We start from the raw sequence: 23,911 nt of genomic DNA, 5'->3' as shown, positions 1-23,911 counted from the left end.
GGTGTCGATGTCGCACCATCCAGGTACTTCCCCGGTACGCGGCAAATGACACTGATGAAATTACATGCCGGAAATCCCGACGCGTCAACTCGGGCTCTGCTATAAGCGGAGGAACCGCTCACTGTGAGCAACCAATGACCAGGTGCCAGGTCCCTCGCGCCGCCTGGAGAGCACGCAGCAGCGGGATCCCCGCCGGACAACCGCCGGGGATCCCGCTCAGAAAAAAACGTCAGCCGAGAGTCGATCAGCGCGGCGGCTGGGACCACCAACCCTGCTGGGGCTGTCCGCCGGCCTCGCCGCCCGCCTTCCGGTCAGAGGGTTCGGGCGAGTCGACCTCACCGCGTGCTGAGGACGAGCCCTTGTCGTCGGTGCCACGCTCCGCACCGTCCTGGCCAGAGAACGCGTGCGTCACGGAACCATCGGCCCCACCACGGTCCGCCTGCTCCGCCCCTCCCTGGGAACCTGCCGTCTCAGGGGTGAAGAACTGCGTCCGATCGGCGTCGGCAGTCTGCCCGGTCGCCGCGTACTGCTGGCCGTAGGAGCCGTAGTCCTGCTGCTGCGCATAGCCGGCATCCTGCTGCTGCGCGTAGCCGGCGTACTGCTGCTGCTCGCTCGGTTGGGTGTAAGCGCCACCCTGCTGGTAACCCTGCGCGCCGTAGCCGTACTGGCCGTAGGCCTGCTGGCTCTGGTCCTGGCCGTAGCCCTGTTGCGCCTGCTGGTCTTGACCGTAGGCCTGCTGGCTCTGGTCGTGGCCATACATGTGCTGGGTCTGCTCCGGAGCGTAGGCCTGCTGGCCCTGCTGGCTCTGGTCGTAGGCCTGCTGGCTCTGGTCGTAGGCCTGCTGGTCCTGGCCGTAGGCCTGCTGGTCCTGGCCGTAGGCCTGCTGGCTCTGGTCGTGACCCTGCGGCGCATAGGGGTTGTACTGCTGCTGGCCGTAGGCCGAGGCGCCCTGACCGTAGTCCTGCGGCTGCTGCTGGTAGTCCTGCTGCGAGTACCCCTGCTGGGCCTGCGTCTGCTGGTAGTCGTGCGGGGAGTACTGCTGCTGGGCCTGCGTCTGCTGGTAGTCCTGCTGCGGGTAGGACTGGGCGTACTGCGTCTGCTGGTAGTCCTGCTGGGAGTACTGCTCGTTCTGGCTGTAGCCCTGGGCGTAGGAGTTGGCGTCCTGGCCCGCCTCCGGCTGGGAGTACTGCGCGGCGGCGTAGCCCTGCTGCGCTGCCTGCGCGTAGTCCTGCTGGCTGTAGTCCTGCTGGCTGTACGCCTGCTGCTGGGAGTACGCCTGCTGCTGGGCGTAGTCCTGCTGCTGGGCGTAGTCCTGCTGCTGGGCGTAGTCCTGCTGCTGGGCGTACTCCTGCTGGGGGGCCGGCTGCCCCTGCTGCCCGTAGCCGGCGTACTGGCCGTGGGCCTGCTGACCACCGAACTGCCCGAACTGGCCCTGCTGGCCGCCCTGCCCACCGAACGCGGATGACTTGGCGGGTGCGGGGGCTGGCAGAGCCTTGAACGTCGTGAAGACGAAGAAGACGCCGGCGCCCATGATCGCGAGATAGGCCGCCTGCTGGACGAACCCGAACCACTTGCCCGACGACATGGAACCGGTGCCGAAGTCTGCGCTGTAGCCGAGCGCGGCGAGCCAGGTCACGATCGAGAGGAGTGCCAGGACGGCGAACACCACCAGCACAACGAGGGTGAGGAGGCGCGCATTGGGTGTCGTGTCGCCCAAATGCGTGACGAGGATGACCGCCAGAACCAGCAGGCCCACGAGCACGGGCGATGCGAAGCTGCTCTGGTAGGCCCACGCCTTCGTCGTGAACGGGCCGTCGATGACCAGTCGCGAGACGGCCAGGGCGCCTAAGAGGATGCTGGCGCCTAGCAGCACCCACGCGAGCAGCTCGCGATGGGGCTTGGTTGTCTCGGAAACCACGGTGCTACCCCCAGACATGGTGGTGATGTTCGTCGCAGAGCCTTCCACATGGAACGCCCGGCCGCACTCCGCACCCACTGGTGCCGCACAACTATGGCGTACTTCGCCGCCGTGGCGCCTGTCGCCCTGTGGACAAGCCACCCGATGCGGCCGGGTTGGCACCAGCAGGCACACTGGTTTCCGTGCGGATCACCGTTCTCGCTGGCGGCATCGGTGCTGCCCGGTTCCTTCGCGGCCTCCTCGCCTACCGACCTGAGGCCGACATCAGCGTCATCGGCAACACCGGCGACGACCTCACTCTCTATGGCCTGCGCGTGTCCCCCGACCTCGACACCGTCATGTACACCCTCGGCGGTGGCAATGACGAGGCGAAGGGGTGGGGGCGGGCCGACGAGACCTGGAACGCCCTGGCCGAGCTCCAGGCGTACGCCAGTACGCCGTGGTGGTTCGGCCTCGGCGACCGCGACATCGGCACCCACCTGGTGCGGACCGCCCTGCTGTCAGAGGGACGCAGCCTGTCGGAGGTGACCACGGCCCTGACGGCGCGGTGGCAGCTTCCGGTCCATCTGATCCCGATGACCGACCAGCGGGTGGAGACCCACGTGACGGTCGAGGATCCGGACGCTCCCGAAGGGCGGCGCCGGCTCCACTTCCAGGAGTACTGGGTACGCCACCACGCGGAGTTGCCGGTCGTCGACATCGAGTTCGACGGGATCGACAGGGCAGCGCCGGCGCCCGGTGTCCTCGACGCGATCGCCGCGGCCGACGTACTCCTCCTTCCGCCCTCCAACCCCGTCGTGAGCATCGGCCCGATCCTCGGCGTACCCGGCGTGCGCGAGGCCGTGCTGGCCGCGTCGGCCCCGGTCGTCGGGCTCTCGCCGATCGTCGGCGGTGCGCCGGTACGCGGGATGGCCGACAAACTTCTCCCGGCGATCGGCGTCGACACCTCCGCCGCCGGCGTTGCCCGGCACTTCGGGGCACGCTTGCACGGAGGTCTCCTCGACGGCTGGCTGGTCGACGAGCAGGACGCGGCCGCCGTACCCGACGTGGAGGAGCTCGGCATCGCCGCGCGCGCCGTACCCCTCCTCATGTCTGACGTCGACGCCGCGGCCGCGATGGCGCGGGCCGCGCTCGACCTCGCCGAGGTGGTACGCCGGTGACGGCCGCGCCACCTCCGGGCTCCTTCGTCGTCCGGCCCGTGCACGGGATGCCGGAGGTTCGGGCCGGCGACGACCTCGCGGCGCTCATCCACGCGCACGCCCCCGAGCTGCGCGACGGCGACATCCTCGTGGTGTCGAGCAAGATCGTGAGCAAGGCGGAGGGCCGGCTGGTCCCGGGCACCGACCGGTCGGAGGCCATCCGGTCCGAGACCGTACGCGTGGTCGCCGAGCGGGGTACGACACAGATCGTGCAGACCCGGCACGGCTTCGTAATGGCCGCGGCCGGAGTCGACGCGTCCAACGTCGAGGCCGGAAGCCTGTTGCTGCTGCCCGAGGATCCCGATGCCTCCGCGCGGTCGCTGCGGCGCGGCCTGTCCGCGCTGACCAACGCCCGGCTCGGCGTCATCATCACCGACACGTTCGGCCGGCCCTGGCGGCTCGGCCAGGTCGACCTGGCGATCGGGGCCTCTGGCGTACGCCCGTTCGACGACCACCGCGGACGTGCCGACGTCCACGGCAACGAGCTGGCTGTCACGGCGCCAGCGCACGCCGACGAACTCGCCGCCGCGGCCGAACTCGCCAAGGGCAAGCTCGGGCAGGTGCCGGTCGCGATCGTCCGGGGGCTGCCGTCGCTGGTGACGGAGGACGACGGGCCCGGCGTGGGCGCACTCGTACGCCCGGCGGACAGCGACATGTTCCGGCTGGGTTCGCGGGAGGCGCGGCGGGAGGCGGTCACGCTCCCGCGCACCGTCCCCGAACTCGCCGACGCACCTGTCGATCCTGATGCGGTAGGCCACGTGGGAGCCGCCGTCTCCGCTGTCGTGGCCACGGCGACGCCGGCCGGATCGTGGGGACTTGTCGAGGTCGCGTCGGCGGACGTCCTCAAGCCGCTGGTGGACGCCGTGGGGCTGCCGTCGTCGGTGTCGTACGCCGTCCTGCTCTACGTGCGCGCCGGCGACGCGGCGCGACGGACGTCCGCGCTGCTCGAGCTCGGCGGGATCCGTGACCGGCTCGCCCTCTCGTGCACGGTCGAGGGCCTGGGCTCGGTCTGGCTGGCTGCTGACCGTCTTGATCGCGACGCGGTACGCCGGCTGCTGCCCGACACCGACACTGACACGGACGCTGACGCTGACGGTGGCACCCATCCGGTCGCCGGCGCCGAGCCCATCGGACTCCTCGCGGTCGGCGCCCTCGCCTGAGCTCGGCCCCTCGTTGTGGGTCGGGGGCACCCTTGTCCAACAGAGCCGTACCAGGGTGCCCCGACCCACAAGCCCAGCGCGGGGTTTCCGTCAGAACGCGCGGTAGTCGCGCGGTGCGAAGCGTGGACCGCGCCGTGGCGGCCGGATGCCGGCGAGCTCGATCAGCTTGGTGACGCGGTACCTATGGCCGCGCCAGCGTTCGAGTACCACCAGCATCATCTCGTCGTCGTACGGCTCCCCCGCCAGCGCCCAGCCGACCGCCTTGGCGAGGTGGAAGTCGCCGACTGACACCGCGTCGGCGTGGCCGTGGGCCTTCTGCATCACCTCGGCGGCCGTCCAGACGCCAACGCCCGGGAGGCTCCGCAGCCGGCGTTCGACCTCCTCGAAGTCGGCAAGCTCGGCCGTACGCTCGAGCGCGGCGGCAACGCGGGCACAACGGACGATCGTCTCGGCCCGCTGGGGCCCGACGCCGGCCCGGTGCCACTCCCAGGAGGGCAGCCGGGCAAGCGTCGCCGCGTCGGGTGGGATCCAGAGCGGAACCGGCACCGGACCCGGCGCCCGCTCACTGAACCTCCAGATCAGCTCCCGCCACGAACGCCAGGCCTCGGTGGAGGTCACCTTCTGTTCGAGGATCGCCGGGGTCAGGGCCTCCATGACCAGGCCGGTACGGCAGATCCGCCAGCCGGCGAACCGCTTCGCCAGCCGGTGCAACAGCGGCAACTCGGGCTCGAACCCCGTCCAGTCGTCCTCGGCACCGACCAGCGCGGGCAACCGGTCGAGCAACCAGTCGGCACCAGGCCCCCACGCCCGCGCCTCGACCGCACCATCGGCTGGCACCGCGGCGACACGGACAGTCACCGGCCCCTCGGGGGTGCGGCTTCCCCGCCACACCGCACCATCAGGGGTACGCCGGTGGACCGGATCCCCGGAGCCTCGCTGGAGTGCCGCCAGCGTCAGTGCGGGGTCGACGGGTTCGGTGGTCACGACCGTCCGGGTCCGCGCGGGAGTCCCGGCCGGCCCGGGAGTCCCGGCCGGCGTCGTTGTCTGGCTCCGCTCCGGCGTCTGGCTCTCCGCGACCGGCTGGACCCGCGCGACCGTCACATCTGGCACGAGACCAGTCTCTCCGAGCGTTATCGGGACCGACGGGGTGGGCCGTACCGTTGGCGAACCCACCGGTGGCCGTGCGATCTTTTACTCCCACATTGCTTCCGTACACTCCTATCCGGCCGTGCGATCGCCGGCCGGCTGAGCCGAAGGACTGGACCGTGGCTAAACGCAAGCCAACCAACCGGCGCGAGCGCATCGAGCAGCTGCGCCGCGAGCAGCAGCGCACCGAACGCCGGCGCACGGCGTTGATCATCGTCGCCTGCACGCTGGTCGGTCTTGTCATCATCGGAGCGGCCGCCTGGGTGCCGGTGAAGAACTGGATCAACGATCCCGGCCGTCAGCCGATGTCCGCGTTCGGCGTGCCGGCCGCGCAGGCGGGTCTCGACCCGGTCGTCAATGACAGCGCCGCAGGTGTCTCCGACCACGTCGACACCGGCCAGAAGGTCAACTACACCACGGCGCCACCGTCCGCGGGCCCGCACTGGGAGCAGCCGGCGTCGTTCGGCCGGAAGTTCTACACCGACAAGGACCGGCCGGCGGTCGAGACGCTCGTCCACAACCTCGAGCACGGCTACACGATCGTGTGGTACGACGAGACGATCGCCAAGGACTCCGCTCAGCTGAACGCCCTCAAGGACATCGCGCGGAGGTTCGAGTCGAGCACGTTCGACAACTCCAAGAAGCTGATCGTCGCGCCGTGGTTCGCCAAGGACGGAAAGTTCAAGGCCGGCAAGCACATCGCGCTCACCCACTGGTCGACCGACGCCGGGCACCGGCAGTACGCCACGAAGGTCAGTGGCGAGGCGATCGAGCAGTTCATGAAGAAATACCCCGCCTCCCAGTCGCCCGAGCCGAACGCCGCCTAACCGCCGGCCAGGCGAACCCAACCAGGGCGAAGTCGCGCGTAGCTCCCGCCACCGAACCTGGAGAAGACACCCGGGCTGTCAGAGGCTTCTCGGCTAAGAGACCGACAAACCTCTGACAGCTCGGGCCTCACCCCTCGCGGGGTCGAATCCTCAGGCGTAGCGGCTGCCGTGGGCGTCATGGACCCGCGCGACCAGATCCTTGACCCGCTCGGCGGAACTCTTGGGGCACACCATGGTCACGTCCCGGGTGTGCACGATGATCGTCTCCCGTAGCCCGACCGTCGCGACGAGGTGTTCGGGGTCGTCGCTCACCACGATGTTGCCCTCGGAGTCAACCAGGACCGTCACGGTGTTGCTGGCGTTGTGGTCGCGGTCGTTCTCCAGCGTCCGGGCGAGGGTGGGCCAGGATCCGACGTCGAGCCAGTCGACGGCCATGGGTACGACGACGACGCGGGCGGCGCCCTCTCCCCTGGCGGTGGGCTCCATCACCGCGTAGTCGATGCTGATCTTCGGGAGGTCGACGTAGATCTCCTTCAGGACCAGCTCACGCTCCGGACTGGCCCAGGCCGCGGCGATCCGACGTACCCCGGTGTACGACGCGGGCAGATGCGTCGCGAGCTCACCGAGGAGGGTGTCGGCACGCCAGACGAACATCCCGGAGTTCCAGAGGTACCGGCCGCTGGCGACGTAGGACTGCGCGGTCGCCAGATCCGGCTTCTCCTTGAACGCCGAGACGGCGAAGATCTCGGGCGCTCCGCTCGACTCGGCGGCGGGTGCGCCTCCGGCGGCGGTGGTTGGCGAAGGGGTGGCGATCGGCTCGGCGCGTTCGATGTAGCCGAGACCGGTGTGGGGCGACGACGGCGGGATGCCGAAAGTCGCGAGTACGCCCGGGTCGCGCTCCACTTCCTCGAACGCGGTCCGCAGGGCGTCCTGGAACGCCGAGATCGGCTCGATCACGTGGTCGGAGTTCACGAACGCCAGCACCGCGTCAGGGTCCTGCTTGGCCAGCACCGCCGAGGCGAACCCGATGGCGTTGGCCGTGTCGCGGCCGATGGGTTCGCCGAGGAAGTTGGTGAGCGGAAGCTCCGGCAGATGGTCGAGGATGGCGTCCCGGTGAGCGGCACCGGCGCAGACGAAGATCCGCTCCGGCGGGACGAGCCCGATCAGGCGCTCGTAGGCAATCCGCAAGAGGCTCTTGCCACTCCCAACGCTCAACAGTTGCTTGGGTCTGGCGCCACGAGACAGTGGCCACAGGCGGGTGCCCGTGCCCCCCGCGATGATGACTGCGTACCGCATGTCAGGTGAGCCTACGGGCTCTGTTCCCACCGCACGCGGCGACCCTGAGCGCCGCGCGCCAGGGGAGCCTCCCACCCTGAGAGGCCCGCGCCCCGAGCGCCGCGGGCCTGGAGAGCGGCGGGCCTGGGGCCACCGTGGGCGGCCGCAGCGGGGCCGGGCGCCCATGCCACTAGGGTCGATCCTCGTGGCCCACCCAGAAACGCCCGCCGGTCTTATCGCCGCAGCCCTCGCCGCCGAGCCCGCCAAGCCGTTCTTGACGTTCTACGACGACGCCACCGGCGAACGGGTGGAGCTCTCCCTCACCACGCTCGAAAACTGGGTCGCCAAGACTGCCAACCTACTGCAGGACGGGCTGGCCACCGAGCCGGGCGAGCGGGCCGCGCTCCTCCTCCCGGCGCACTGGCAGGCCGCGGTGTGGATGCTCGCCGCCTGGTCGGCGGGGCTGGTCGTCGACCTCGACGCACCGGCCGGGGCCGAGGTCGTGGTCACCGGGCCTGAGCGGTTCGAGGAGGCGCTGGTGGCGGGTGGGCGGGACACGGTGGCGCTCGCCCTGCGTCCTCTCGGTGGGCCGTTCACCGAGACGCTGCCGCCGGGCGTACTGGACTACGGCGTGGAGGTGCCGTCGTACGCCGACGCGTTCACGCCGTACGTTCCGCCGGATCCGACCGCGCCCGCGTTGGTCGTCGGCGGTCACACGCTCACCTGCGCCGACCTCACCAACGCGGCGCGCGTCCGGGCTGATGAGCTTGGACTCGAGACCGGCGCGAGGGTGCTGACTGACACCAACCCGGCCGGTTCCGACGGTTACCTCGACGCGCTCCTTGCCCCGCTCGCTCGGCAGGCGTCGGTCGTCCTGGTCCGCAACCTCGACGAGACGGCGCTCGAACGCCGGGCGACCAACGAGAAGGTCACCCTGACCCACCTGCGCGGTTGACCTCCCACACCTGGACGTAACAGTTCAGTCCTGGAAGGCGAACCACGCCGACCGGAGGCCGAGCGCCCAGCGGACGTTGTCCTCACCCCGGATCTCCCGGGACCCCGCGCTGCCCACGAGCAGGAGCGCGCGCACCCGGCCACCCCAGGTGCCGCCACCCGAACGCTCGAGCACCCTGATCTCGCGCAGCGTCCCGATCGAGGGGTAGCGCCGCTGCAGCCGGCTGGCCGTCACCGTGTCCTTCCAGTCCCGGCTCGGGTTGTCGCTCGCGTTCGCATCCCAGCCGTCGGTCTGGGCCCGCAGGTAGGGCTTGGCACCGTCGGCTGTCCACCCACCGTTGGACGATCCGAACTCCGTGAGCGCGTCCCGGGTGTTGTAGCGCAGGGTCTGTCCCGCGGTGGCGGCGATCGCCGCGTCGGTTCGCGCGTGTTCGTACGTACGGGTGACCTTCCAGTCCTTGTTGTACCGAACCCGTCCGGGGTACGCCTGGGAGGCGGTTGTGTCGTAGACGTCGAAGGAAGCACCGCCCCGGTCACGCGCCGATCGGACGGCGTACGTGCGCGCGGCGACCGCCTGGGCGCGCAACGCCGCGCGGGGCCAGCCGGCCGGCGACTCCGCGGGCACCACCGAGCGGAGGTACTCCTCGTACGACACGACGTTGATCGGGCGGAGCCGGCCGTCACGGAGCACGACCCGCAGGAAGCCCCGGTAGTCGCGACGGACCTTCGTGCCGTCCGAGGTCCGTCGCTCGACCGCGACCGTTCCGTCCGGAGCGACGAACGACGCACGCCCGCTGGGCAGGATCTTGCGCGAGGGTACGAACGTGCGCCAGGCACCACAGGAGTACCCCTCGACCGCCATTGCCCGGCCCTCGATCGGGCGGACCCGCCAGGTGCTCACCCGGCAGTCGGCGAGCGAGGTGGGTAATGCCTCGGGCCTGGTCGAGCCGTCCCGCCTGGTCCACCAGAGGGTCAGCCCGGGCTCGGGACGCACCCGCACCTCACCACCGCGGTGGCTGAGGAACACCCGAAGACGGTCCGACGTCCGGTCGGAGACCAGCGTGGTCCGCGGGTAGTAGAAGCGAAGGATCTCGCGGTAGTTCTGGCCGCTCTTCGCCGCGGCGTACGCACCCCACTGCGACATCCCGCGCCCGTGTCCCCAACCGCGACCCACGACCTCGAAGATTCCGTTGTCCGGACGCTTGACGCCCGCCGTCGCCGAGCCCGGTCCAATGCCGCCGTCTGGCTGGTCCGCCCAGGCTGGAACGGCTGCGCCCACCAGCCCGATGACCGCCGCCGCGACCACCGACAAGCGCCTGATCTTCGCCGTTGCCTGCGTCTGTTCGCCCATCTGCCCACCTTCGCCAGCCGTCACCGTCGAAGATGACCTTCCCTGTCCAAGATCAGACGACACTCCCAAATCGTCAGAATCCCGGAAAAATGGACAGAACGGTGGTAAACGCTCCTGGACTGGTGGTCAGCGGCCGGCGGCGTCGGCGTTCCCACGCCGGCGGGTGTGCGCGAACTCCTCGAACGTCCGCAACGAGCCCGGATCCGCGAGGGCTCCCCTGCTGGCCGCCTCGTCAGCCTGGTGCCCCTCGAGGATCCGCTTCACGGGAACCTCGAGCTTCTTGCCCGACAGCGTGCGGGGTACGGCCGCGACGGCCACGATCTCGTCAGGAACGTGGCGGGGCGACAGGTGCCTGCGCAACTCCCCCGCCAGCCGCGCGCGCAGGGCGTCGTCCAACTCCGCACCCGCCGCCAGAACGACGAACAGCAGCAGCTCCTCCGGACCCCCGGACCACTCGTCCAGGTGCACGACCAGACTGTCGGCGATCTCCGGGAAGCTCTCCACCACCGAGTAGAACTCCGCTGTCCCCATCCGCACGCCGCCCCGCTTGAGCGTCGCGTCTGAACGCCCGGTGATCACGCAGGTGCCGCGGGGCGTGATTTCCACCCAGTCGCCGTGCCGCCACACGCCAGGGAAGTCCTCGAAGTACGCGGCGCGGTAGCGGCTCCCGTCAGGGTCGCCCCAGAAGCCGACCGGCATCGAGGGCATCGGGCGTTCCAGCACGAGTTCGCCGAGCTGCCCCACCACCGGGCGACCAGACGGGTCGTACGCCGCCACCGCGGCGCCAAGGCAGGGGCAGGCGAGCTCCCCGGCGTACACCGGCAGCAGCGGCGACCCGCCCACGAACCCGGTGCAGAGATCGGTGCCGCCCGAGAACGACTGGAGGAGCAAGGTGGGGTTGACGTTCTCGTAGACCCAGGCGAAACCCTCGGGCGGCAACGGCGCGCCCGTCGAACCCAGACCTCGGATCCTCGACAGGTCCGCGATCTCCGCCGGACGCAGGCCGGCCTTGCGGCAACTCATCAGGAACGGCGCGCTCGTGCCGAAGAACGTCACCCCGCACTCGGCCGCCAGCCGCCACAACTCCCCGAGGTCGGGATGGCTGGGATTGCCGTCGTACATCACCACCGTGGCACCGACGAGGAGGCCGGACACCAGCGCGTTCCACATCATCCACCCGGTCGTGGAGAACCAGAAGAACCGATCCCCCGGGCCCAGGTCGAAGTGCAGCGCCATTGTCTTGAGGTGCTCGAGGAGGATGCCGCCGTGTCCGTGGACGATCGGCTTGGGCAGACCCGTCGTACCCGACGAATACAGCACGTACAACGGATGGTCGAACGCCAGCGGCTCGAACGCCGGCTCACCCGTGCCGCCGCCGGCGTCGAGCAGCTCCGACCAGGTGAGCGCGTCGGGGATGCGGGCCGCGGCGACTTCGGACAGGTACGGCAGCACCACCGTGTGCCGCAGCGTCGGCAGGCCCGCCCGGATCGCCGCCACCTCGTCTACCCGGTCGATCTCCTTCGCGCCGTACCGATAGCCGTCCACCACCACGAGCACGGACGGCTCGATCTGGCTCCACCGGTCGACCACGCTGCGGGTCCCGAACTCCGGCGCACAGGAGGAGAACACCGCACCCAGACTCGCCGTGGCGAGGAGGAGTACGAGCGCCTCCGGCACGTTCGGGAGGTACGCGGTCACTCGGTCGCCCGGCCCGACGCCGAGCCGGCGCAGACCGTCCCGCGCCCGGGCCACCGCGTCTCGCAACTCCGCCGCCGTGAGCTCCACCGGCGCCCGGGACTGCGAGCGCGCCACGACCACCGGTCCCACGTCCGGAAGGTTGCGCAGCATCTCCTCGGCGAAGTTGAGGCGGACGCCCGGAAACCATTCCGCGCCCGGCATCGTGTCCCGCCCCAGGACAGCACCCTCCCAGGGGCGACCCCGGACCCCGACTGTGTTTTCCCGGGGGCGACCCCGGACCCCGAAGTAGTCCCAGATGCTGCCCCAGAAGCCGGGCAGGTCGTCGATGGACCAGCGCCACAGTGAGTGGTAGTCGTCGAACGCCAGACCCCGCTCGTCGGCCAGCCAGCGGAGGTACGCGCCGATGCGGGTGCGTTCACGCACATCGGCGGGCGGGGTCCACAAGATCGTGCCCGGCTGCGTCATCCCTGACCGGCCCCCTTCCAGGCTTCCGGCTCACCGGCGGGGGGCCACCCACCGGGCCGCCCGCGGCCGGCGGAACACCCGCACGACAGCCGGCCCGACCGGGAACCGCGCGTCACGCGCGGCGTGCCTCCGGATGGTGATAGAGCCAACCTTCCCACGCGTCGGCCACCGTCGCCCGCATGTCATGGGCCGCCGACCACCCGAAGAGCTGCCGGATCCGGTCGGCGGAGGCGATCGAGACGGCCGGGTCACCGGCCCGCCGCCCCAGCACCTCCGGCGTGAGGTCGGAGTAGCCGGACACCTCCAGGATCGTGTCCACGATCTCCCGGGTGGAGGACCCGCGACCGGTGCCCACGTTGAGGACGTGGCGGACCTCCTCGCCCTTGGCGAGGTGCCGGGCCGCCGCGACGTGCGCGGAGGCGATGTCGGCGACGTGGATGTAGTCGCGGATGGTGGTGCCGTCCGGTGTCGGGTAGTCGTCGCCGAAGATCAGCGGTGGCTTGCCGGCGGTGAGGCGTTCGAACACCATCGGGATCAGGTTGAACGCACCCGTGTCGGCGAGTTCGGGCCGGCCCGCGCCGGCGGCGTTGAAATAGCGCAGGTTGACGTAGCGCAGGCCGGTCGCCCGGGCCACGTCGGCGATCAGCCACTCCCCGGCGAGCTTGGTCTCGCCGTACGGCGACTCCGGCCGGCACACCGCGTCCTCGGTCAACACGTCGGAGTCCTGGTTGCCGTACGTCGAGGCGCTGGAGGAGAAGACGAGGGCGTCCGTCCCGGCCTCGGTCATGGCCCGCAGGAGGGACTCCAGGCCGCCGAGGTTCTCGCGGTAGTAGAGGAGGGGATTCTCGACCGACTCGCCGGGCTGCTTCTTGGCCGCGACGTGGACGACACCACTGATTTCGTACTCGCGGAGGAGCTTCGCGACCAGGCTGGTGGACTGGACCGCGCCACGGATGACGGGCACGTCGTCGAGGTCTGAGAGGCGAGCGGGTACGCCGGTGGAGAAGTCGTCGAGGACGACGATCTGCTCTCCGGCCTCGTGCAGGGCGTGGACGACGTGCGCGCCGATGAAGCCGGCGCCTCCGGTGACGAGCCAGGTCATGGCAGCCCACCCTAGTTGCCCGACTCCCAACGGACGCCGGGGTCCGCCGAAGGGCGAGTCGCTTGCGTCAGGGCATACCCGGTATGCATACTCGGTAGCCATGTCCATCCGTCATGGCCTGCTGGCCCTCCTCGATGAGGGCCCGAAGTACGGCTACCAACTCCGGCAGGAGTTCGAGCGTGCGACCGGGGCGACCTGGCCCCTGAACGTCGGGCAGGTCTACACGACCCTGACCCGGCTCGAGCGCGACGGTCTCGTCCGCGGCGAAGGCTCCGACGAGTCCGGCCGGGTTGGCTACGCCCTCACCGACGAAGGCCGCACCGAACTCCACCGCTGGTTCGCCACCCCGATCTCCCGCGAGACCCGGCCACGAGACGAGCTGGCCATCAAGCTCGCCCTGGCCACGACCGTGCCCGGCGTCGACGTCACCGCGATCGTGCAGGGCCAGCGCACCTCCACGCTTCGCACGCTGCGCGAACTCACCCGACTCAAGAAGGCCGCCGCCGAGGACGACCTCCCCTGGCTGCTCGTCCTCGACTCGATGATCTTCCAGGCCGAGGCCGAGGTTCGCTGGCTCGACCACTGCGAGTCCCGCCTGGCCCGGTCGTCGCGTTCCACCGCACCCGCCCGACCGAGCGCCGAGAATCGTCCGGCCGACGACCACACCGCCACTGACCACGAGGGGGTACGCCGATGACGCCGCACGCCGGACCGGTCCTGGAGCTGCGCGAGGTCAGCCGCGTCCACGGCCAAGGTGAGACCGCCGTCCACGCACTGCGCGGACTCAGCCTCGCCGTCACCACAGGTGAGCTGGTCGCGGTGATGGGCCCGTCCGGTTCTGGGAAGTCGACGCTCCTCCACCTCGCCGGCGGTCTCGACTCCCCCACCGTCGGCGAGGTCCTGGTCGAGGGCCAGGACCTCGGCACCCTCTCGAAGGCGGCGGTCGCCGGCCTGCGCCGGCGTTCGATCGGCTATGTCTTCCAGGACTTCAACCTCATCCCGGCGCTCACCGCGGTCGAGAACGTCGCGCTGCCTCTCGAGCTCGATGGCGTTCCCTCCCGGCGGGCCCGCAAGGAGGCGACCCAGGCGCTCGCGGAGGTGGGCGTCAAGGAGCTCGCCGGCCGGTTCCCCGACGACATGTCCGGCGGCCAGCAGCAGCGCGTCGCGATCGCCCGGGCACTCGTCGGAGACCGCCGGCTCGTGCTCGCCGACGAACCCACCGGAGCCCTGGACTCCGAGACCGGCGAGGCCGTGATGCGTCTCCTCCGGGCGCGGATCGATGCCGGAGCCGCCGGCCTGCTCGTCACGCACGAGGCCCGGCACGCCGGCTGGGCCGACCGGATCGTGTTCCTGCGCGATGGCCGCGCCGTTGACGACACCGGATACGCGAGCGACGCGGAGTCACTGCTGGAGGAGAGCCGATGACCCTGGGTTCTTGGCGGCTCGCGCTTCGGCTGGGGCGCCGTGAGATCGGCCGCTCGAAGGCGCGGAGCCTCCTGATCGCGGCGATGGTCGGCGTACCCGTCCTCCTCGTGACGGCGCTCGCCGTGGTCGCACGCACGGCGTGGGACGTCCCGCCCGCCGAGCAGATGCTGCGAGCGCTCGGGGCGGCCGACGCGCTCGTGACCGTTCACGACGGGCCTGTCATCCAAGATCCGCGCGCGGAGGTACCCCCGACCCCGGACGCCGCCGCGCCGTCTGGCTCCCCCAGCCGGACCTGGACGGCACAGGATGTCGCCGGCGCCGTCGACGGCCGGGTCCTGCCCCTGCGGATCCGCGGCGCCGGCGCGCTTATCGAGACCGCCGACGGCGCCCTCGCGACGAAGGTTCGCGAACTCGACCTCCGCGACCCGCTCACCAAGGGGCTCGCCCGGATCCTCGACGGCCGGGCGCCCGCCGCCCGCGGCGAGGTCGCCATCTCTCCCGCCCTGGTGGACCGCGGCTACCGCATCGGCGATCACCTCGACGTCGGCGCCAACGGCGAACGCCGCGTCACCGTGGTCGGCGTCGTCCGCAATCCCGCCGACCTGAAGGGCCGCGAGCTCCTCGGCCTGCCGGGCACCGTGCTGGGCGACGACGCCCAGACGTCGTACCTCGTGGACACCGGCGGCGCGCCCATCACCTGGGCCACCGTCCGCGACCTCAACCGTGCCGGCCTCACCGTCCAGTCCCGTGCGGTCCTGCTCAACCCACCGCCGGACAGTGAGGTGGCCAGTGAATTCCGGCGGACGGAAGGCGGCACGGGTCTCGAGCCGCTCGCCATCCTCGTTGCGGCCTGCCTGGTACTCGAGGTCGTCCTGCTCGCCGGGCCCGCGTTCGCGGTTGGGGCCCGCCGGCAGAGCCGGCAGCTCGCGCTACTCGTCGCGGCGGGCGCCTCGGCGAGGGACGTCCGGCGGGTCGTCCTGGGCCAGGCACTCGCGCTCGGCGCCCTGATCGCGGTCGGCGCAGCTGGGGCCGGAATCCTGGTCGTAGTGGCCGTCCGACCCTTGGTCGAGAGCCTCGTCGGCACCGAACTCGGACGCCTCCGCGTCCACGGCCTCGACCTGCTGCTCATCGTGGGCGTCGCCATCCTCGCGACGCTGACGGCCGCACTCGCACCCGCCCGGCAGGCCGCCCGCCAGGACACTCTGACGGCGCTCGCGGGCCGGCGAGGTGACGTGCGAACGCGTGCCGGCTGGCCGATCGCCGGCCTGGTTCTCGCGGGCGCGGGCGTGGCGGTCGTCTTCCTCGGCGGAACTCAAGCGTCGGGCGGCGAGATCCCCGTCGTACTCGGCACCCTCGGACTCGCCACCGGCGCGATCATGCTCACCCCGAGCATCATCGGCGGCCTCGGACGCCTGGGCGATCGGCTGCCGCTGTCGCTCCGGCTGGCCACCCGCGACAGCGCGCGCCATCGCGGGCGTACGGCACCCGCCGTCGCGGCCATCATGGGCGCGGTCATCGGCGTCACCGCCCTCGCCATCGGGTCGGCGAGCGACTTCGCGGAGAGCCGGCGCGACTACACGCCTCAGGAGCGGATGGGCACCCTCGCCGTCTACCTGAACGGGGCGGGTCGAGACCACCAGGTCGAGGCGCTGGTCGCTCGCCTCCGTGCCGAACTCCCCACCCACTCACCGCGTGTCGTCCGGGCTGCCGGCGGCGACATCAGAGATCACCGGATAGTTGGGATCGCGGGCTGCCGCGAGACCCGAGCGGGCTGCGGGAACACCGAGGAGTCCTTCCTCTCCGTCCGCGTGAGCGGCATGCTGGTGGCGGACGCCGCCACCGTCGAGGCACTCACCGGCCGGGCGCTGACGTCTGAGCAGCGCGCCGTCCTTGCCCGCGGCGGCGTCCTGGTCAGCGACCCGGCCCAGATCACGACCGCCGGGACGACCCGGGTGAAGACCTACCACCCAGAGACGGCCGAGGACGGGACCGGGACCGAGAAGGACCGGCAGACCAGCACGGTGCCCGCGGCAGTGCTGGCCGGGGCGCCCAACGCAGCACACGGCGAGTACGTCAACGTGCTCGCCGAACTCGTCGGCACGGAGGAGACCGCGCAGCGACTTGGCCTGCACCCAAGAACCATCCAGATCCTGCTCCCCCCGACCGGCACGCCGATCACGAAGGAGCTGGAGGAGCGCGTCGACGAGATCGTCCAGGGACTCCTACCCCAGTCGACCGTCTACGTCGAGCGGGGATTCGTCCAGTCGTACACACCAATCCTGGCGATCCTCGGCGGCATCGGCGGACTCATCGTCCTCGTGGGTACGGCGACCGCCACGGCCCTCGCCCTCGACGACGCCCGCCCGGACTTCGCCACCCTCGCCGCGGTCGGCGCCTCACCCCGAACCCGCCGGCGGACGGCAATGGCGCAGGCGGCGGTCATCGCCGGTCTCGGCGTACTCCTGGGAGTCGCGGTCGGAAGTATCCCCGGCCTGGCGGTGACCTGGCCGCTCACGGCGGGGTCTCCCGGTGGGCACATCATCGCCGTGCCGTGGCAACTGCTGGGGCTGGTGGCGGTCGCGGTCCCGCTGGTGGCGGTCGCGGGCGCCGGGATCTTCACCCGGTCCCGGCTGGTCATGATGCGGCGAAGCGAGTAGCGGCCCCCGGTCCCGCAACGCCGCGACCCCTGCGAGACCCCACAAATCCAACGAAACGGGCCGGGGCCGGTGGTCCTTCATCTGCGACCACCGACTCCGGCCCACACATTGCTTCGCCCCCTTGGAGTAGGGACTCCCTATCCGACGGCTACCGAAGCCGCCGGACTCCTGGAGTCCCGCCGGCCGCCAGTGGATCGGCGGTCACTCGCGCCGCCGACCCGAGTGTGCCTGGACGCCCGGTGCCTACCTCCGCGATCCCTCACGTGCCGTCGTCCCCATATGCGTCCGAACGGTGACAGCCACGCACTTGCCCACGTCACCTCCGGGCACGTCCATTCGCGCCCGCAGTAGAGGCATCGGGGCCCGTCAACCGTTCTCCGCATCCCGGCCAGCCGCAGCCTTGCCCATCCCTGATCCGGTCGGTGAAGGAGCAGGAGGTATCTGGCCTGGGCATCCAGTAATGCCCTCGACCAACGGACCCATCCATAGCCGGGAACGAACACCGGTGCCTCTTGAGTGGCTGAAGGCACCATCTCCGACGTCATCACAGACGCCGCCATATCGACATCGACCTCCCTCTCATGGCCTTGTCGTCTCGGTTTAGACCCGCCCGGCTCGGGTCATACACCGACTAACGATCTGCACTGCGTACACGTGACGGCACAGACGGTCATTAACTTTCTGCGACCTCCGTCGCATCGTCCGACCTCGACGTTTGTACGGGTAGAACCGTATTGCGGCCGTAGTTGATCACACAGCGCTTTGACCAAACTACGAACTGATCATGTCCGGCCGATCACTCCGGCAAGGAGTTTTCCAAGCAATTGTCCGGTTTATGCCGACCTCGCGCACCCCGCGCTTCCTACCCGCCCGACCTCTTACGTCGCGGTTGTGTCGATTGAGTACCTACGGCCTGATCCGTACCATCCCGCCGACGACACCGGTCACATGAGTTGCCCGGCTCGGGATGCGCTCAGCAGCCGCGACCGCTACGGTCGGGGGGCCGGACTGGAGGAACGCCGCGCAGGTGAACGATCACTGTCGGTGCTCCTACCGTGCCTGCCCAACCGACAATCCCGTGAACGCAGCCGATGATGGTGCGAGCACAGCCGGCCGCCAGGTCATCGGAGCGCTCTAAGATGAGCCGTTTCAACCAGACAGGGGTGATCGCGCTGCCGACCGCGTTCCTCGTCGGACCCATCGTGGCTGCCGAGCCGGGAGACCTCTCCGTGGCCCGGCAGTTGCGAGCGCTGGGCTACGACGTGGTGGACACCGACACGGTTGCCGACCTCGCCGCCGTCCTCACCGCCACATCAGCGGGACCTGTCGCGCTGGTCGACCGGCGCTACGTGGGTCACCTCCATGCCCTCCGCCGGGCGATCTGCGACCGGCGGCCGGCGGCCATCGCCGGTCCTGGCACCCTCACCGTCGCCGCGGGTGCGCGCCACCACCTTCTGACCGCACTCTCCAACATCATGTCGGCGGACCGCGCGGACACCACGCACCTGGCGGCCACCACCGAGCGCCAGCGGACGACCGACACACAGACGGAGATCCCCACCCACCTGCGGGGCGGCGCGCAGGTCGACGTCGGCGAGGTCGCCGACCTCCTGGCCACGACCGTCAATGTCGTCCGGATCGACCCAGCGCCCCTGGTCGCCGGCCTCGCCGACACAGCTGAGGAACGGACGGCACTCGAGGCCCGCGCCGCCGCCGTCGACGAGGAGCGGATCCGGCTGACGAGCGCGGTGAAGTCCGAGGACACGATCTTCACGACGTACTTCGTCCGCAGCTACTCAGGCCACGCGGCCCGGTGGTTCGCCCGGCTCGGCTTCACCCCCAACCAGATCACGGTGGCCTCGCTGGTCGTCGCGCTCGCGGCGGCCGCACTGTGCGCGACCGGCACCCGCACCGGCTACGTCGTCGGCGCCCTGCTCTTCCACGCGTCGTTCGCCCTCGACTGCATCGACGGCGACCTCGCCCGCTACACCGTTCGCTACAGCCGACTCGGCGCGCGGCTCGACCTGACCTTCGACCGGGTCAAGGAGTACGCGTTGTACGCCGGCCTCGCGATCGGCGTGGCGCACACCGACCCCTCGATCTGGTGGCTGGCCGCGGCGGCGATGGCGTTCCAGACGGTCCGTCACCAGATGCACTCCGGCTACGAGGAGGTCACGGCCGGGCCAGACGAGGCTCCCGCCCTGGCCAGCCAGGTGCAGGCCCGGCTCAGTGGCGGGCGGTGGAAGGTCTGGCTTCGCCGGGCAGCCGTCCTCCCGCAGGGCGAACGCTCGGCGCTCATCTGCCTCCTCGTCGCGTTCACCACACCGCGGATCGTGTTCGTGGCCCTTCTCGCGGTGGGCCTGCTCGCCGCGAGCTACGGCTTCCTCGGCCGGTTGCTGCGCAGCCTGCGCCGGATGCGCCGCCCGTGGTCGAAGATCGCCGGCAACTCCCTTGGAGCGTTGGTCGACGTCGGCCCGGTGGGGTGGATCGTTCACCACGCCCTGCCCGGACGGTCGCTGCCCGCGCCACTGACCACCCTGATCGCGCTGCTCGCCCTCGCGTTCTCGCTGTCGGTGATACCAGCCGTCGGCGCCTCCTGGGTGATCGTCGGCGTGCTGTGGTACGTCCTGCTGGTGGGGTTCGCGAGCCGGCAACCGCTCAACGGCTGGGCCGACTGGGTGCTCCCGCCGTCTTACCGCGCCGCCGAATACACCCTGGTCATCACGCTTACCGCCCTGGTCGAGCCGAGCGCCCTTCCAGTCGCGTTCGGCTATGTCGCGGCCTGCGCCTTCCACCACTACGACACCGTCTACCGCCTCGGCCAGACCGGCACCTACCCGCCGCGCTGGCTGGTGATCGCCACCGGCGGCCACGACGGCCGGATGCTCCTGATCGCCCTTTTGGCGCTCGGCGGAGCCACGGTCTTCCACGTGGGCCTCGTCCTCGTGACGGTCCTGGTGGCGGCCATCTTCGTCGTCGAGAGCGTGACCGCCACCGTGGCGCAGGTGCGGGCCGATGAGGGCGCCACCGGCTCGGCTGCCGGCGTCCCCGCCACGAGCGGAGGCCCGCGGTGATCGGTCTGGTGCTCGCGGCGGGCACCGGCCGGCGGCTCCGTCCCTACACCGACACGCTGCCCAAGGCGCTGGTCCCGCTGACCGACCCGACGGCCGACGGCCAGGCCGAGCCGCTCACCCCGCTCGACGTGATCCTCGCCAACTTCGCGACGGTCGGCGTGACCGACGTGGCGATCGTGGTGGGCTACGCGGCCGACGCCGTACGCGCGCGGCAGGCCACCCTCGAGCGGCGGCACGGCGTGATGCTCGACCTGATCCACAATGACCGCGCGCTGACCTGGAACAACTGCTACTCCCTGTGGTGCGCGCGCGAGCGGTTCGTCGGTGAGGACGTGTTGCTCGCCAACGGCGACACGGTCCACCCGGTGTCGGTCGAGAACGCTCTGCTCGGCAGCACCCATGCCGAGGGTTCGCTCCTCCTCGCCGCGGACGCCGTCAAGCGGCTCGGCGAGGAGGAGATGAAGGTCACCTGGTCGCCCGAGCGCGGCGTCACCTCCATCACCAAGCTGATGGACCCCGAGACGGCGTACGCGGAGTACATCGGAGTGAGCCGGCTCGCAGCCGGAGTCGGCGCGGCCCTCGCGGACGCGCTCGAGGCGACGTGGCGGCGCGACCCGCACCTCTACTACGAAGACGGCTTCCAGGCGCTGATCGACGCGGGCCAGGTCCGCGTCGACGTCCAGCCGATCGGCGACGTCCCCTGGGTCGAGATCGACGACCACGACGACCTTGCCCGCGCGGCGAAGGTCATCGAGGAGATCGCGTCTGGCACCGGCACGGCACCGACGGCCACGGGCGGGGACGCACCGTGCCCCTCCTAGCCCGGATGATCACCACTCCCGTGGTGGTCGACATACGCCGGGGCGCCATCGCCGACCTGGCCGACCTCCTCGCCGACCAGCGCATCTCGGCCGGCGGTCGGGTCGCCGTCGCGGTGGGTCCCCGGTCGGGCGGCCAGCTCACCGAGAGTGTCAGGCCGACCCTGCGGGAGGCCGACTTCTACACCGTCGAGGGTGGCACGGTCGACGCCGCCCTACGGCTCGCCGGGCAGGTACGCGGCCGGTCCTATGACGCGATCGTCGGTGTCGGCGGCGGCAAGGTGCTGGACGTGACGAAGTTCGCCGCGGCCCGGCTCGGCCTGCCCATGGTGGCGGTCGCGACGAACCTCGCCCATGACGGGATCGGCTCGCCGGTCAGCATCCTCGACAACGACGCCGGCCGTGGTTCTTACGGCGTACCCGCACCCATCGCGGTGATCGTCGACCTCGACGTCGTACGCCAGGCGCCCGCTCGATCCGTCCGCGCCGGCATCGGTGAGGTGCTGTCCAACCTCTCCGCGATCGCCGATTGGGAGCTTTCCCGCGACCTCACCGGCGAACCCGTCGACGGGCTCGCCGTGACGCTGGCTCGCACGGCAGCCGAAGCGGTGGCCCACCACCCGGGCACGCTCGTCGACGACGATTTCCTGCGCGTCCTCGCCGAGGGCCTGGTGTTGTCGGGGCTGGCGATGGTGGTCGCGGGTTCGACCCGCCCGTGCAGCGGCGCCTGCCACGAGATCTCGCACGCGATCGACCTGCTGTACCCCGAGCGCGCTGGTGCGCACGGCGAGCAGGTCGGCCTCGGCGCGGCGTTCGCCTCCACCTTGTGGGACGATCCCGAGAGCCGGTCCCGGGGGACACTGATCGCGAACTGCCTGGTGCGGCACGGCCTGCCCGTGACGCCGGCCGCACTCGGCTTCAGCCTGGAGGAGTTCACGGCCGCCGTCGTGCGGGCACCCGAGACCCGGCCGGGCCGGTTCACGATCCTGGAGCACCGCGACCTCGACAAGGACGCGGTGGTGGCGGCCGTACGCGCGTTCTCCGACCGGATGAATGCGGCGTACGCGACCACTGGCACGAAGGACAGCAACGGCCCAGCCGGGCCGCAGACCGAGGAGAGCACGCCCGACACATGACTACCCTGCCGTCGATCGCTGAGCTTCGCGCCAAGGCACACCCGCCGGGTCTGCTCGACCGACGCAGCGGCGAGCACTGGGCTGGCCGGATGTACATGCGCCGGATCTCGTTGTACGCCACCCGGCTCTTCCTCGTCCTGCGCCTCTCGCCCAACCAGCTCACCGGGCTGATGATCGTCGCGGGTGTCGGTGCCGGTTTCGCGCTGCTCTGGCCGGGTCTGCCCGGTGCGATTCTCGCGGCCCTGCTGGTCCAGATCTACCTGCTGCTCGACTGCAGTGACGGCGAGGTCGCCCGCTGGACCGGCCGGACCAGCATGACCGGCATCTACCTCGACCGGGTGGGCCACTACCTCTGCGAGGCTGCCCTGCTCGTGGGCCTCGGCTTCCGCGCCGCGGGTGGCCAGCCGACGGGGTACGCCGTCCTCGGGCTCGCCGCCGCCCTCGGCGCGATCCTGATCAAGGCCGAGACCGACCTGGTCGACGTGGCCCGGTCCAGGCACGGCCTGACAGCGGTCACCGAAGAGGCGGTCGAGCCGCGGGCGGCGGGTCTGGCTCGGCTGCGCCGGGTCGCCCTGGTGCTGCGGTTCTACCGCATCATCCTGGCGATCGAACTCTCCCTGATCATCGTGGTCGCCGCCGTCATCGACACCGTGCGGGGCGATCTCCTGGCCACGCACGTCCTGACCGTCGCGGTCGCCGTCGTCGCCGGGGTCCAGGTCGTCCTTCACCTGGTGAGCATTCTCGTGTCGAGGCGGCTTGCTTGAGTGCCGCGAATGCAGCCCAGCTCCGGCTGGCCTGTGTGTTCCTCACCATGGGCGACCGTCCGGAGGAGTTGGCCCGGGCCATCCGCAGTGTGCAGGACCAGGCTGGCGATCCGGTCGAGATCGTGGTGGTGGCCAACGGCGTTGCCGCGCCGAAGGTGCCAGACGACGTGCGGGTGCTCGAACTCCCCGAGAACGTCGGCATCCCAGCGGGCCGCAACGCCGGTCTCGAAGCCGCTCACGCCGACATCATCATGTTCCTGGATGACGACGGGTGGCTCCCCTCACTGACGACCGCGCAACGCCTGCGTGAACTCTTCGCGAGCGATCCCAGGCTCGGCATCGTGTCATTCCGGATCACCGATCCCGCGAGTGGGATCACCCAACGCCGGCACGTCCCACGGGTGCGGGTCGGGGATCCCAGGGAGTCCTCCGAGGTCACGACGTTCCTCGGCGGTGCGACGGCGATCCGTAGGTATGTCTTCGACGACGTGGGCGTCTTCCCCGCCGCGTTCTTCTACGCCCATGAGGAGACGGACCTCGCCTGGCGCGCCATGGATGCCGGCTGGCGGATCTGGTACGACGCCGACTGTGTGCTCTGTCACCCGGCCACGTCCCCTACGAGGCATCCACGGTATTTTCGGCTGAACGCCCGCAATCGGGTGTGGTTGGCGAAGCGGAACCTGCCGCGGCCGGTCGCCGCGGTCTACCTGCTGACCTGGGTGGTGCTGACGGTTGCTCGCACCCGCAGTCTCTCCGGGCTGACGGCCTGGTGGGCCGGGCTGCTCGAGGGCCTGGGTACCCCTTGCGGTCGGCGTAAGCCCATCGCCTGGCGCACCGTGTGGCGTATGACCCGTCTAGGAAGGCCCCCTTTGGTATGACAACCGGTCCGATGGCTTCGATGTCCCCATGGCGTCGCCCGGGCCGCATCTGGGCATGTCGTAC

Annotated in this window: 18 protein-coding genes; 12 read left to right on the top strand and 6 right to left on the bottom strand. The window is 70.7% G+C overall.

Annotation, left to right across the window (positions count from 1 at the left end):
* Positions 1-244: 244 nt before the first annotated feature.
* Entirely contained in the window at positions 245-1,936 is a 1,692-nt protein-coding gene (locus B141_RS45860) for a hypothetical protein (RefSeq protein ID WP_157181128.1), read from the bottom strand.
* Positions 1,937-2,100: 164 nt separating this feature from the next.
* On the opposite strand from B141_RS45860, the gene cofD reads away from it, so the two are divergent.
* Entirely contained in the window at positions 2,101-3,078 is a 978-nt protein-coding gene (gene cofD / locus B141_RS0119650; protein ID WP_020576894.1) for a 2-phospho-L-lactate transferase, read from the top strand.
* Positions 3,075-4,277, top strand: coding sequence for a coenzyme F420-0:L-glutamate ligase (locus tag B141_RS41595; protein ID WP_020576893.1), 1,203 nt, complete (start codon positions 3,075-3,077; stop codon positions 4,275-4,277). Before cofD ends, B141_RS41595 begins: the two co-directional genes overlap by 4 nt.
* 90 nt (positions 4,278-4,367) lie before the next feature.
* Here B141_RS41595 and B141_RS0119640 read toward each other — a convergent pair whose 3' ends face one another.
* Positions 4,368-5,387: a DNA-3-methyladenine glycosylase family protein gene (locus B141_RS0119640; protein ID WP_237742743.1), complete on the bottom strand. Its 1,020-nt coding sequence runs from the start codon at positions 5,385-5,387 to the stop codon at positions 4,368-4,370.
* Positions 5,388-5,542: 155 nt separating this feature from the next.
* Between B141_RS0119640 and B141_RS0119635 the strand changes: the two genes are divergently transcribed.
* Positions 5,543-6,250 (top strand): DUF3105 domain-containing protein, encoded by a 708-nt coding sequence (locus B141_RS0119635; protein ID WP_020576891.1) that lies wholly within the window; start codon positions 5,543-5,545, stop codon positions 6,248-6,250.
* Positions 6,251-6,400: 150 nt separating this feature from the next.
* Here the strand turns inward: B141_RS0119635 and B141_RS0119630 are convergent, their stop codons facing one another.
* Positions 6,401-7,546: a mannose-1-phosphate guanylyltransferase gene (locus B141_RS0119630; protein WP_020576890.1), complete on the bottom strand. Its 1,146-nt coding sequence runs from the start codon at positions 7,544-7,546 to the stop codon at positions 6,401-6,403.
* A 184-nt stretch (positions 7,547-7,730) separates the two neighbouring features.
* On the opposite strand from B141_RS0119630, the gene B141_RS0119625 reads away from it, so the two are divergent.
* Positions 7,731-8,480 (top strand): TIGR03089 family protein, encoded by a 750-nt coding sequence (locus B141_RS0119625; RefSeq protein WP_020576889.1) that lies wholly within the window; start codon positions 7,731-7,733, stop codon positions 8,478-8,480.
* Positions 8,481-8,504: 24 nt separating this feature from the next.
* Here B141_RS0119625 and B141_RS0119620 read toward each other — a convergent pair whose 3' ends face one another.
* From B141_RS0119620 to galE, 3 genes are all read right to left on the bottom strand, one after another.
* Positions 8,505-9,830: a SpoIID/LytB domain-containing protein gene (locus B141_RS0119620; RefSeq protein ID WP_020576888.1), complete on the bottom strand. Its 1,326-nt coding sequence runs from the start codon at positions 9,828-9,830 to the stop codon at positions 8,505-8,507.
* A gap of 126 nt (positions 9,831-9,956) precedes the next feature.
* The gene (locus tag B141_RS0119615; RefSeq protein WP_020576887.1) at positions 9,957-11,993 is read right to left on the bottom strand and encodes an acetoacetate--CoA ligase; all 2,037 of its coding nucleotides are present in this window, start codon (positions 11,991-11,993) and stop codon (positions 9,957-9,959) included.
* Between the two features lie 112 nt (positions 11,994-12,105).
* Positions 12,106-13,095: a UDP-glucose 4-epimerase GalE gene (gene galE, locus B141_RS0119610; RefSeq protein ID WP_020576886.1), complete on the bottom strand. Its 990-nt coding sequence runs from the start codon at positions 13,093-13,095 to the stop codon at positions 12,106-12,108.
* 100 nt (positions 13,096-13,195) lie between these two features.
* Between galE and B141_RS0119605 the strand changes: the two genes are divergently transcribed.
* The 8 genes from B141_RS0119605 (at position 13,196) to B141_RS0119570 (ending at position 23,847) form a co-directional block, all read left to right on the top strand.
* Positions 13,196-13,792, top strand: a complete 597-nt coding sequence (locus B141_RS0119605) for a PadR family transcriptional regulator (protein ID WP_020576885.1) — start codon at positions 13,196-13,198, stop codon at positions 13,790-13,792.
* Complete coding sequence (locus tag B141_RS0119600; RefSeq protein ID WP_020576884.1) at positions 13,789-14,520, top strand: ABC transporter ATP-binding protein; 732 nt, start codon at positions 13,789-13,791, stop codon at positions 14,518-14,520. Before B141_RS0119605 ends, B141_RS0119600 begins: the two co-directional genes overlap by 4 nt.
* Positions 14,517-17,177 (top strand): FtsX-like permease family protein, encoded by a 2,661-nt coding sequence (locus tag B141_RS0119595; RefSeq protein ID WP_020576883.1) that lies wholly within the window; start codon positions 14,517-14,519, stop codon positions 17,175-17,177. Before B141_RS0119600 ends, B141_RS0119595 begins: the two co-directional genes overlap by 4 nt.
* Before the next feature lie 1,139 nt (positions 17,178-18,316).
* A complete protein-coding gene (locus B141_RS41590; RefSeq protein ID WP_020576882.1) occupies positions 18,317-20,251 on the top strand; it encodes a DUF5941 domain-containing protein in 1,935 nt (644 codons plus the stop codon).
* Positions 20,248-21,072: a phosphocholine cytidylyltransferase family protein gene (locus tag B141_RS0119585; RefSeq protein WP_020576881.1), complete on the top strand. Its 825-nt coding sequence runs from the start codon at positions 20,248-20,250 to the stop codon at positions 21,070-21,072. The genes B141_RS41590 and B141_RS0119585 overlap by 4 nt, the downstream gene beginning before the upstream one ends.
* Positions 21,073-21,077: 5 nt before the next feature.
* Complete coding sequence (locus B141_RS0119580; protein ID WP_020576880.1) at positions 21,078-22,205, top strand: iron-containing alcohol dehydrogenase family protein; 1,128 nt, start codon at positions 21,078-21,080, stop codon at positions 22,203-22,205.
* A complete protein-coding gene (locus tag B141_RS0119575) occupies positions 22,202-22,969 on the top strand; it encodes a CDP-alcohol phosphatidyltransferase family protein (protein ID WP_020576879.1) in 768 nt (255 codons plus the stop codon). Before B141_RS0119580 ends, B141_RS0119575 begins: the two co-directional genes overlap by 4 nt.
* The gene (locus B141_RS0119570; RefSeq protein ID WP_237742742.1) at positions 22,966-23,847 is read left to right on the top strand and encodes a glycosyltransferase family 2 protein; all 882 of its coding nucleotides are present in this window, start codon (positions 22,966-22,968) and stop codon (positions 23,845-23,847) included. Before B141_RS0119575 ends, B141_RS0119570 begins: the two co-directional genes overlap by 4 nt.
* Positions 23,848-23,911: the final 64 nt, after the last annotated feature.

Source organism: Actinopolymorpha alba DSM 45243, assembly GCF_000373925.1.
Lineage (GTDB): Bacteria > Actinomycetota > Actinomycetes > Propionibacteriales > Actinopolymorphaceae > Actinopolymorpha > Actinopolymorpha alba.
Note: the sequence above shows the minus strand (reverse complement) of the source record. Positions and strands in the feature narration are given on the sequence as shown.